The organism is Centipeda sp. (in: firmicutes), from assembly GCF_057271695.1.
In genome coordinates, this window is sequence record NZ_DBHIVL010000079.1 from 1 (window position 1) to 10459 (window position 10459).

At 59.0% G+C, this 10459-nt stretch carries 9 protein-coding genes; 4 read left to right on the plus strand and 5 right to left on the minus strand.

The genetic code is table 11. From position 1 onward, the window contains the following. Positions 1–215: 215 nt before the first annotated feature. The 3 genes from ACO6BQ_RS10560 to ACO6BQ_RS10570 are packed head-to-tail and all read left to right on the plus strand — an operon-like array spanning position 216 to position 3236. Positions 216–944: a LytR/AlgR family response regulator transcription factor gene (locus ACO6BQ_RS10560; RefSeq protein ID WP_489120839.1), complete on the plus strand. Its 729-nt coding sequence runs from the start codon at positions 216–218 to the stop codon at positions 942–944. 10 nt (positions 945–954) lie between these two features. Continuing rightward, on the plus strand, positions 955–2370 hold the full coding sequence (locus ACO6BQ_RS10565) for a GHKL domain-containing protein (RefSeq protein ID WP_489120840.1): 1416 nt from the start codon (positions 955–957) through the stop codon (positions 2368–2370). Next, the gene (locus ACO6BQ_RS10570) at positions 2367–3236 is read left to right on the plus strand and encodes a beta-carotene 15,15'-monooxygenase (RefSeq protein ID WP_489120841.1); all 870 of its coding nucleotides are present in this window, start codon (positions 2367–2369) and stop codon (positions 3234–3236) included. The genes ACO6BQ_RS10565 and ACO6BQ_RS10570 overlap by 4 nt, the downstream gene beginning before the upstream one ends. 44 nt (positions 3237–3280) lie before the next feature. Here the strand turns inward: ACO6BQ_RS10570 and ACO6BQ_RS10575 are convergent, their stop codons facing one another. The 5 genes from ACO6BQ_RS10575 to ACO6BQ_RS10595 form a co-directional block, all read right to left on the minus strand. Then, entirely contained in the window at positions 3281–5197 is a 1917-nt protein-coding gene (locus ACO6BQ_RS10575; protein ID WP_489120842.1) for a TRAP transporter permease, read from the minus strand. Between the two features lie 94 nt (positions 5198–5291). After that, positions 5292–5759 carry a DUF1850 domain-containing protein gene (locus ACO6BQ_RS10580; RefSeq protein ID WP_489120843.1) on the minus strand — a complete coding sequence of 156 codons (468 nt, stop codon included), beginning with the start codon at positions 5757–5759 and terminating at the stop codon, positions 5292–5294. Beyond that, positions 5756–6730 (minus strand): TAXI family TRAP transporter solute-binding subunit, encoded by a 975-nt coding sequence (locus tag ACO6BQ_RS10585; RefSeq protein WP_489120844.1) that lies wholly within the window; start codon positions 6728–6730, stop codon positions 5756–5758. The genes ACO6BQ_RS10580 and ACO6BQ_RS10585 overlap by 4 nt, the downstream gene beginning before the upstream one ends. A gap of 128 nt (positions 6731–6858) precedes the next feature. After that, positions 6859–7272 (minus strand): hypothetical protein, encoded by a 414-nt coding sequence (locus ACO6BQ_RS10590; protein ID WP_489120845.1) that lies wholly within the window; start codon positions 7270–7272, stop codon positions 6859–6861. Further along, the gene (locus tag ACO6BQ_RS10595) at positions 7272–7841 is read right to left on the minus strand and encodes a gamma carbonic anhydrase family protein (protein WP_489120846.1); all 570 of its coding nucleotides are present in this window, start codon (positions 7839–7841) and stop codon (positions 7272–7274) included. The genes ACO6BQ_RS10590 and ACO6BQ_RS10595 overlap by 1 nt, the downstream gene beginning before the upstream one ends. 588 nt (positions 7842–8429) lie before the next feature. Here ACO6BQ_RS10595 and ACO6BQ_RS10600 point away from each other — a divergent pair. Next, positions 8430–10124, plus strand: coding sequence for a methyl-accepting chemotaxis protein (locus ACO6BQ_RS10600; protein WP_489120847.1), 1695 nt, complete (start codon positions 8430–8432; stop codon positions 10122–10124). Positions 10125–10459 lie beyond the last annotated feature (335 nt).

Below are 10459 nucleotides of genomic sequence, written 5' to 3' on the forward strand. Positions count from 1 at the left end.
ACGAAAAAATCTACGCCAATCTGACGGACTTCATTTTATCAGCGATTCCTAAAGATCAAAAAGTATATCCATATTTTCTCACATTTGAGAGAAATATCAACAAAGTTGGTCATAAACGACGAAAGTATGTCATGAACGCGAAAGCAGTCAAATTATACTTGCAATCCTTTTCTTGTTTCCATAAAATGTTTTATGAAAAAGGAGGCGTCTATACTATGAAGATTGCGGTGCTCGATGACAATCCGAGCGATCTGCACACGCTCTGCACAACACTCGACACGATCTGTTCGGAGCATATGCCGCGCCCTATGATTCGCGCGTTCACGGATGATAAGAAATTCCTTGCACACATGTCCGCCGCACGCGCCGATATTGCCTTTCTCGACATCTATCTGGGCGAGCGTACGGGCATCCGGACGGCGCAGATTCTGCGCTCATTCAATACGAACTGCGCGATCATCTTCGTGACGACGAGCCGCGAGCACGCGGTGGAGGCGTTCGATGTGACGGCGGTGCACTACCTCATCAAGCCCGTGACGGAGGAAGGGGTACGCGAGGCACTGTCGCGCACGCCGTTCTTCAAAAAGGATTGTCCTACCATCACGCTCACGATTGACTACACAGAGCAGCGCATCCCCATCGAGCACATTCGCTATGTCGATGCGGACGGGCGTCGCTGCTCGTTTCATCTGACGGACGGCACGACACGCTCCCCCTATATGACGCTCGCCCGCGCACGGGAGCTGCTCGATGCCATGCCGATGTTCCTCGCCTGCCACCGCAGTCTGCTGGTCAATATGGACTATATACAGCAGCTGACTTCGAACGGCATTTTGCTCTTGGACGGTACACTCCTGCCGATTGCGACACGCCGCAGCAGTGAGGTCGAGCGCAGTTACCACGCCTATATGCTGCAGAAGATGCGTGCAGGATTTTCGTCATAGGAGGAAACCCATGCACGCATTTCCTATGCTCGAACTCATGCCGTATCCGCTTGCCGTGCCACTGGTAACGCTGCTGTATACGGCGGTTCACATTCTGCCCGTCAATCTGGTTCGTCTCTATATCTTTCGCCGCTATCTGCGTTTTGCTCCGCTGCCGATCATTGCGGGGCTGCTCCTGCTCACGGGGATCGAGGCGGTCATCCAGATCGAGGCGGTCACGGTGTTTTCGCGGCGCATCGCCTTTCCGTTTCTCTTTTTTATCTTCTTCTATCTGCTCGCGATGACGCGCGTGCCGATTGGCAAGCAGATCTGCATTCTCATCCCTCCGGGGCTGGTCTGGTTCGCCATGCAGACGGTGATCTATGCCGTGGAGGATGCCTATCCGCTCTTTGATGTGCCGTTCCTGCTCTCGGGGCTTTGCACGATTGCCTGCCTCCCCATCGCTGTGCCGCTTTTTCTGTACTATGGACGCACGATCGCCGCTCCGCTGCTTGCGGATGATTCCTTTGATGCGGTATGGACGCCGCTCGCGTGGCTGGGTGTGCTGATTCTCGTGCTCACGATCCTGCTCTCGCCGTTCAATGATCTGCGGACACATACGGCACTCTTTGTCCGTCTGAGCGGGGCGGTCGGTGGTTTCTGCTGCATCGGTCTGGCTCTCTATGCCATGAATGCGCGGCTGCGTCAGCGCGTGCTGCGCGAACGGGTGGCGCGCGAGGCGGAGATGGCGGCAATCACGCGCCAAAATGCAGCGCGGATGGAGGAAAATGACCGCACGACACGCGCTTTTCGCATGCAGTTCACGGAGATGGTCGCTGCGGCGCAGGAGATGCTCGCACGCGGGGACACGGCGGGCATCGAGCGGCTGATGGGCGACGCTGCATCTCTGATCCAAACGCGCTGCGCGCCCGTCTGTGCAAATGAGACGGTAAATATTCTCGTCGGCTATTGGCAGCCGGTCTTTGAACGGCTCGGCGTACAGACGGCATACCGCATTGAGGTGGGTGCGGAGAATCCGATTGACCCGCTCGATCTGACGGCAATCCTCGGCAATCTGCTCTGCAACGCCGCCGAGGCACTGGAACGCCTCGCGCCCGATGCCCCGCGCATTCTGCAGCTCGCACTCATCCATCAGGGGGATATGCTCTTTCTGACGATGGACAACAGCTATGACGGAGAGCTGCGTTACGATGCCGAGGAGCAGCTGCTCTCGTCCAAGCGCGGCTATACTGAACGCGGCATCGGTATGGAGAGCATACGCGCGAGTCTGGCGCACTATGGCGGAACAATGGAGATTGCGGCGGAGGGCGCGCTCTTTGCTGTCTCGATTGTGCTGCAAGCGACAGCGATGCGTGCGACAAACGGCACGCGGACGCAGACGGACGGCTGCGAGGAAGGCGGCGGCGAGGAGGACGACGGAGCATGACCGACACGGAGATTCGGCTGCTGCATACGCTCGTGTGTGCACCGCCCTTTGACCTGCTTGTTTTCTATGTCTTTCGTGAGCGGCTGCGTTTTGCGCGGGGCTGCGTCCTCGTCGGCTATCTGCTCCTGCTCGTACTGACGCAGGCCATTCAGATGACGGCGGGGCTGGATATGTCGCTGACTGCCCTCCTGTGCCGCCCGCTCGCCGTACTCTATATGATGGCGACGATCCATGACCGCCCGCTGCGCGTGCTCTCGATCGCCCTGCTCGTCTATCCGCTGCTGATGCTGGCGGGGACGATCGGTGCGGCAGCGGAATATTTCTTCGGCGCAGGACTGCCGCCGGGGCTGTGGAAATGTCTGCTCGTCCCCATGATGTTCCTCCTCGTCCTGCCTGCCGCGCTGCATACGATCCGCCACCTGCTCATGCCGATGCTGTTCGTTGAGGATCGGCAGCTCTGGCTCTATCTCTGCGGCTATGAGGTGATTCTCGTCGCGCTCGCCGTCGCCGCAGATCCATCGGGGACATCGGTGCAGCCGACGATCATCGCTGCGCGGCTGCTCCTCCCGCTCGCCCTCATCCAATACCTGCGCGTATCGAACCTCCTCGCACGCTATACGGAGGAGGGCAACGCACTCCACACGCGGCAGCTCCATGAGCAGATGATCCGCAGTGCCGAGGAGGCGCGTTATCAAACGATGCTCGCCCTCTGGCGCAGCTCGCGCCGTATGCGCCACGATCTCAGACACCACATGACGATGATTGTGCAGCTCGCGCATGAGGGCAGCCGCGCACGGCTTGCCGCGTATCTGGACGATCTCGCGGAGCAGTTCTCCGCGCAGAAGGAGGCGCGGAATAGGCAGTAAAAAAGACCGCCGAGCAAAATGCTCGAACGGTCAAAGTCTGTGATTTATGCCGCCTTCTTTACGCGCGTGTACTGCAGCGCAAGGATCGCGGCGAAGATGGCGCAGCCGACGAGATCGGTCATGCCGCCGGGCTTAATCATGAGAAGGCCGGCGATGATAAGGAGCAGCCGCTCATAGGGGCGGCAGTGGTCGGCGAGAAAGCCGCAGAGCGCGGAGCTGACGGCGATCATGCCCGCGAGTGCGGAGAGTGTTGCGAGGATGAGGGTGAGCGGGGTCGCGTCCACCATCAGGATCACGGGGGACAGCACGAAGATGTACGGGATGATGAATGCCGCGACTGCGAGTTTGGACGCGTGCACGCCCGTCTTGAGTGCATTTCCTCCGCTGATGCCCGCCCCCGCGTAGGCGGCGAGCGCGACGGGCGGGGTCACGTCCGCAATGATGCCGAAGTAGAAGACAAACATGTGCGCCGCGAGGATGGGCACGCCCATTTGCACGAGCGCGGGCGCGGCAATGGTGGAGGTGATGACGTAGTTCGCCGTGGTCGGCACGCCCATGCCGAGGACAATCGCCGTAATCATGGTGAAGAACATGGCAGGGAGCAGCATGCCGCCCGCAAGGTCGATGAGCCCCGAGGCGAGGCGCAGGCCAACCCCCGTCTTGGTGACGACCCCGATGATGATGCCCGCCGCCGCACAGGCGATGAGCACGCCGAGCACCGCCTTCGCGCCGCGCTCAAGCCCGTAGACGATCTCAATCGGTTTCATGCGCGTGGATTTGCGCAGCATGGCGCAGACGATGGAGAGCACGATTGCGACGAGTGCCGCACGCATGGGCGTATAGCCCGAGACGAGAAGATAGACGATGACGACGAGCGGGATTGCGAGGTGTCCGCGCTCCTTCAAGAGGGTGAGCGGGTTCGGCAGCTCCGCACGCGGGATGCCCTTGAGTTTCTTCCGCTTTGCCTCAAAGTGCACACCGAGCCAGACACCCGTGAAGTAGAGGAGTGCGGGGATCGCCGCCGCCTTGACGACCTCGATGTAGGGCACGCCGACGAACTCCGCCATGAGGAACGCCGCCGCGCCCATGACCGGCGGCATGAGCTGACCGCCCGTGGATGCCGCCGCCTCGACCGCGCCCGCGAAGTTCGCGTTGTAGCCGAGTTTTTTCATCATCGGGATCGTAAGCGAGCCGGTGCCGACAACGTTGGCAACGGAGCTGCCCGAGACCGTTCCCATGAGTCCACTGGAGAGAACAGCCACCTTTGCAGGGCCGCCGCTCGCCCAGCCTGCAACGGCATTGGCGAGGTCGATGAAGAATTTGCCGAGCCCCGTGCTCTCAAGGTACGCGCCGAACAGGATGAACAGGAAGATGAATGTGGAGGACACGCCGAGCGGGATGCCAAAGATGCCCTCCGTCGTGTAGTAGAGGTGGCTGATGAGCTGTTCGAGTGACAGCCCTCTATGCGCGAGAACGCCCGGCATATACGGGCCGAGAAAGGCGTACGCGAGGAAGAAGAGCACGACCGTCACCATCGGAAGTCCCACGACGCGCCGCGCCGCCTCGATGACGAGGAGGATGCCGATCCCGCCCACGACGATATCCGTCGTTGTGGCAGAACCCGCGCGCGTCACGAGCTCGCGGTACTGGATGACGATGTAGGCGGGTGCCGCTGCGCCCAAAATGGCGAAAAGCGCGTCAATGGGATGAACGAAACTGTCCCTCGTCCACGCACGGCGAAAGGGATAGAGGAGATACGCGAGGGCAAGCCCAAAGCCGAGGTGAACGGCACGCTGCAGCTGCGCGTCGAGGATGCCGAAGGTCGCCGTGTAGAGCTGAAAGATGGAGAATGTGATAGCGAGGGCGGCAATGAGTTTCTTCGGCCATCCTGCATAGTGAACGGTATTCGATTCTCGGTCGTACTTCTTGAGGACTGCGTCGGCAGTCTTTTGATCGGTCATAGAGAGGTTCACATCCTTTGCGGAAAGTGTCTATATATTTCGCAAAAACAGCACAAAAGAAATACGAGGCCGCCGGCCGGCAGCCTCGGAAGTCTCATAGAAAATACGTGTAGAGCGGCGCAACGACGAGGTCGATGCGCGTGCCGACGGGGTACATCTCATAGACGGGAATGCGCTCCCCGTCCGCCTCGATGGTCAGCTCCGTGCCGAGCCCTGTGCGCAGGCTCAGCGTACTGTAGTCGCGATCCATTTCGAGGACAAAGTACGCCCCCTCCTGCCGAAACGTCCCCTCCTCGGGGAGGAACGGCAGCCCGACACCGTGGGACTGATAGCGCGTGCCCGTCAGGTGGAAGTGCCCGTCTGCGTGCGCGGTCAGGAACTCCTCGACGGGGGTCTTCTGCACGGAGTGGATGAAGTGGATCGTAAAGGGCTCTGCATCCCGGATCTGCCGCACGAGAACAATCTTTTCCCCATCGGCGTGCAAGAAGAGCGCGGGCGCACTCAGGATATCGAACGCAACGAGAACGACTGCCGCACACAGCGCAATCAGATACGCTCTCATTTCTCGTTAAAATACTTCTCCGCACCTGCGTTCATCGGCAGGGACATGCCGCTCTTCGCCGTGTCCTTCGCGATCTGCTTGCCGACGGAGTGCGCCGCCTGCAGGCGGTCGAGATTCGAGAAGATCGCCTTTGTGATGCTGTAGCCGAGATCCGCATTCACCGAGGGGCCTGCAACGAGCATTGCCATGACGGAGACGCTCGGCACTGCCTCGTCAAAGCCCGCATACGTTCCTGCGGGGATGACCGTCTTGGTGTAGAACGGGTACTTTCCGATCAGGTCGTCTGCAATCTTTTCCTCCACGGGGAGCAGACGGACGGGGTTCTGCGCGGCGATGTCCTGCACAGATGCCGTCGGATAGCCCGCCGTCAGAACGGCGACATCCACATTGCCATCCTTCAGGGCACTCGCGCCCTCGGCGAACGAGAGGAACTTTGCGTCGATATCGTCATAGCTGACACCGTATGCCGCGAGGATCTGGCGCACATTCGCCTCCACGCCCGAGCCCGCCGCGCCGACTGCAACGCGCTTGCCCTTGAGCTCCGCGAGGCTCTTGATGCCGGAGGACTGGAGCGTCACGAACTGGCAGGTCTCGGGGTAGAGCGAGGCGATGCCCTGCAGACCGTCGACCTTCTTTTCCTTGAACATCTCCGTACCGTTGACTGCGTAGTAGGTGATGTCGTTCTGCACCGTCGCGAGATCAACCGCGCCGTCGCGCAACATATTGATATTGGCAACGGACGCACCCGTGCTCTGTGCACTCGCGTTCATGCCGGGGATGTCCTTGTTCAGCACCTCGGCGATTGCGCCGCCAATCGGGTAGTAGGTGCCCGCCGTGCCGCCTGTGCCGATGTTGAGGAACTTCTTGTCTCCCGACGAAGCGGAGTTGCCGCCGCAGCCGGTGAGAAGTGCGGCAGAGAATACAAGGACCGCACCTGCCGCAAGAATCTTCTTTACGGTAGAGATATTCATGTTCTTTCCCTCCATTATATAATAGAAAAGTTCTCGAACTATCGTCGCATGCGGCGATAATAAACGCATTTTATCATAAAGAGCCCCGTGTCTGCAAGCACGGGGCTTCTTGTATGACGGTATACACGCTAGTTTTTGACGATCTCCGCCGTCTCGCCGTTCGCCTTCGCCCGTTCGATACACGCCTTGAGCCGCGCGATGTTCTTCACATGGAGGTCGATGGCAAAGCCGATGCGCTTTTTTTCCTCCTCGGTGAACTCCGGCCGCTCCTTGGCGGCGCGGATGCGTACGAGACGTTCCTCCACGTCGCGCAGCTCATCCTCCATCGGTCGGACGTGCGCAAGTGCACAGCCATAGACGGCACGCATGGCATCCTCAACGTACTGCGCATAGCCCGGCTCGCCCGACGACTTCTCGAGCCACTGCGCGACGTGGAAGATCACATCGTAGGGCGACTCGCCGCCGTGGATCATGGAGACGATCTCCATCTTGACCTGCTGCTCACGACCGTGCGGCTGGCGGATCAGAGCCTCGTCCGCCATCAGATGATCTTCTCTCCGCCGTAACGCTCGCCGCCGATCTCAGGATAGACGCCGTACTCGACTGCCCACTCACATTTGTACTTGAGTGCCTGTGCGTGGATGGTCGCAATGCGGTCGATATTCTCCCGTACAATCTTCGCAGGAACGCCCGCCACGAGGGAGTTCGGCGGGATGACGGCGTTTTCCTTGACGACCGCACCTGCGGCGATGATGGAGCCGCGCCCGATCTTCGCGCCCGTCAGCACGGTTGCACTCATGCCGATGAGGACGTGATCCTCGATCTCGCAGCCGTGGATGCACGCGCAGTGACCGACGGTCACATAGTCCCCGATGATGCAGGGATTGTCGTCCGCGACGTGCAGACAGGCGAGATCCTGGATGTTCGTGCAGTCGCCGACGGAGATGTAGTTGACATCACCGCGTGCAACCACGCCCGGCCAGAGGCTCGCATACTGCCCGATGCGCACGTCACCCGAGAGGAATACCTGCGGCGCGACGAACGCCTCCTCGTGGATCTGCGGCGTGATGCCGTGAAAGCTGGGGAATCCGACCCCTTTGAATGTAAACATAATGTATCCTTTCTAAAGGAATCACCCTTTTGCCTCAAACGGCTCGCTGCCATGCGCGGCAAGCGCGTCACGTCCGATTCCCTCGAATATTGCCATAACATTACCTCCGTGTAATGCACTTTTCTATCATAACAATAGAATCGACAGCAAAGACCTCCTGCATAAGCCGTTCGCTTCATTGTACCGTATTTTGGACAAAAAGAAAAGCCGATGTATCCACCGGCCCCGATTTCCTGCCAAATCATTTGGTCGTCCATGCACAAATTTTTATAGAAACGATTCCGTCATGCAGACACTAATCACCCTGTCAAGTCCCGAGGTGCGCCCTCACCAAGACAGGCTAATCGTTCCAAAGATGCCGTGCGCGCCCCCGTCGTCCCGACCGAAGCCCCACCGCAGAGCGCAGACAGGAAATTACGGATGTAAATTTATCATATTCTCTCTGTCATTGCAAGAGCGCATGGCTGTATTCGAAACATTTTTTTCTGCACTGCGATTGACAAATCCTCCCTGCGGGTGCACTATATATTATAGTATGGGTCTCGGAGCGGGACGTTTTCACAGGTGGAAAGGAAATGAGGGTTTTTTATGAAACAACGAATGCCCATCGGGCTGCAGCTCACGGGGCTGATCGGAAGTGTCATCGCCTTGATGGTTGTACTGCTCGCCGTTGTGCTCTACGAGTTCAAAGCGACGAGCGCGGACTATCAGCATCTGCTCGCCGTCACGGTCAAAAACAGCATCACAATGCTCGAGGCGGAGGACGATTTTCACCAGGGATTGAGTGAACTGCGCGGCTACATGATCACACTCGACCCTGCCCGTGCGACGGAGACGGAGAACAAACTCAAGAAGGCGGATCAAGAAATCGCCGCCTTTGCCGACCATGCAGTCAACCCGGATGCAAAGGCACGCGGGGAGGAACTGCGAAAGCTGGTACACGAATACGCACAGGCTACCAAGGACATCATCGCTCTCTACGAGCGCGGCGACATTGCGGCAGGAGCAGCGGGAGCGACAGAGCTGCGCAAGAAAACGGACGAGATCGACAGCCGCTTCGACAGCGCCGAGGAGGTTCAGACCAAGGTGTTGGAGGAGACGCTCGAAAAGCTGAACAACAACGTAGACCGCACCTTCACCATCGTCCTCATCGCCAGCATGGTCGGCATCATCGGCGTCGGACTCGCAGCGGCGTGGTACGCAAGGCGGCTTGCGAGCCGTCTCATCAAGCTGCGCGGCGATGTCGGCAGACTCGGCAAACTCGACCTCTCATTCCAGGGCGCACGCGCCACGTGGAACGATGAGATCGGCGACATGGCGAACGAACTTCTGGAGATGAAGGATGCCCTCCATCAGATCGTGCGCTCCATCCAAAGCGAGGCAACCGACCTTTCCAAGGAAAGTGATGCGCTTTCGACCTCTGTCCAGTCACAGAGGCAGGTCGCCGAGAGCATCGCGCACACGATCACGGATGTTGCATCCGACGCCGTGCACAACAACAGCAGCATCGGTGAGATCTCGAATGCCATCGAGCAGGTCAGCGCACGCACCGAGGAGATGAGCGCGAGCGGTGTTCATGCAAACCAGACGGCAAGCGATGCTGTCGAGGACGCAAATCAGGGCATGAAGTACATCCACCAGCTCGTCCAGCAGAACGCAACCGTCAGCGACTCCATGACGGAGATCTCCCGGCTCTCCGAGCGTCTCGTCACCGGCTCTGATGCCATCAAGAACGTCGTCACCACCATCCGCGAGATTGCAGGCCAGACGAACCTTCTCGCGCTCAACGCCGCCATCGAGGCAGCGCGTGCAGGTGAGGCGGGACGCGGATTCGCCGTCGTTGCGGAAGAGGTGCGAAAACTCGCCGAACAGAGTTCCGCCGCCACGAATGAGATCGAGCAGACCATCACCCAGATGATCGAGAGCATCCAGACGGCTGCGTCCGCCGTCTCAAATGCAGAGGAAAAGGTCTCAGAGAGCAAGGAAGTCACCGGCGAGACACAAAAGAGTTTTGACTCCATCCGAAAACGTCTCGAGGATGTCCGCACGAACATTGAGCAGATCAGTCAGGCAGTCGATCACACGGCGAACGATATGCAGGATGTCGTCGGCAACGTCCAGAATATCAGTGCTGTCGCCGAGAAGACGGGCGCGAATGCCGAGACCGTCGCCGCCGCCTCCGAGGAGCAGAGCGCGAGCCTGCACGACGTGAGCGACAGTGCCGAGTCCCTCGCACAGACCGCCACGAAGCTCAACGACATCACGTCGAAGTTTAAGCTGTGAATGTGCAGGACTTGAAATACACCCGAAGCTGTGCTATACTGTAGACACAGTGAAACGAAGACAATCCGACACTTGCACCGCAAAAATCCCCTGCAGATTAGTCACCTGCAGGGGATTTTTGTGTGTATTCACGGATAGTCAGTCCGCTCCTACACAAACCAGAATGAAGCTGTCGCTAACGGATGCGCTCGTAGATATACGCAGCGATCAGACTCGCTGCGATACCTACCGCTAGTGAAACGAGAACCTCCAACATCATATGCACCTCCCTCCACCTATCGCTAGGGAATCGCTGATAAAATGAAGTCCGTCAGATTGGCGTAGATTTTTTCGTC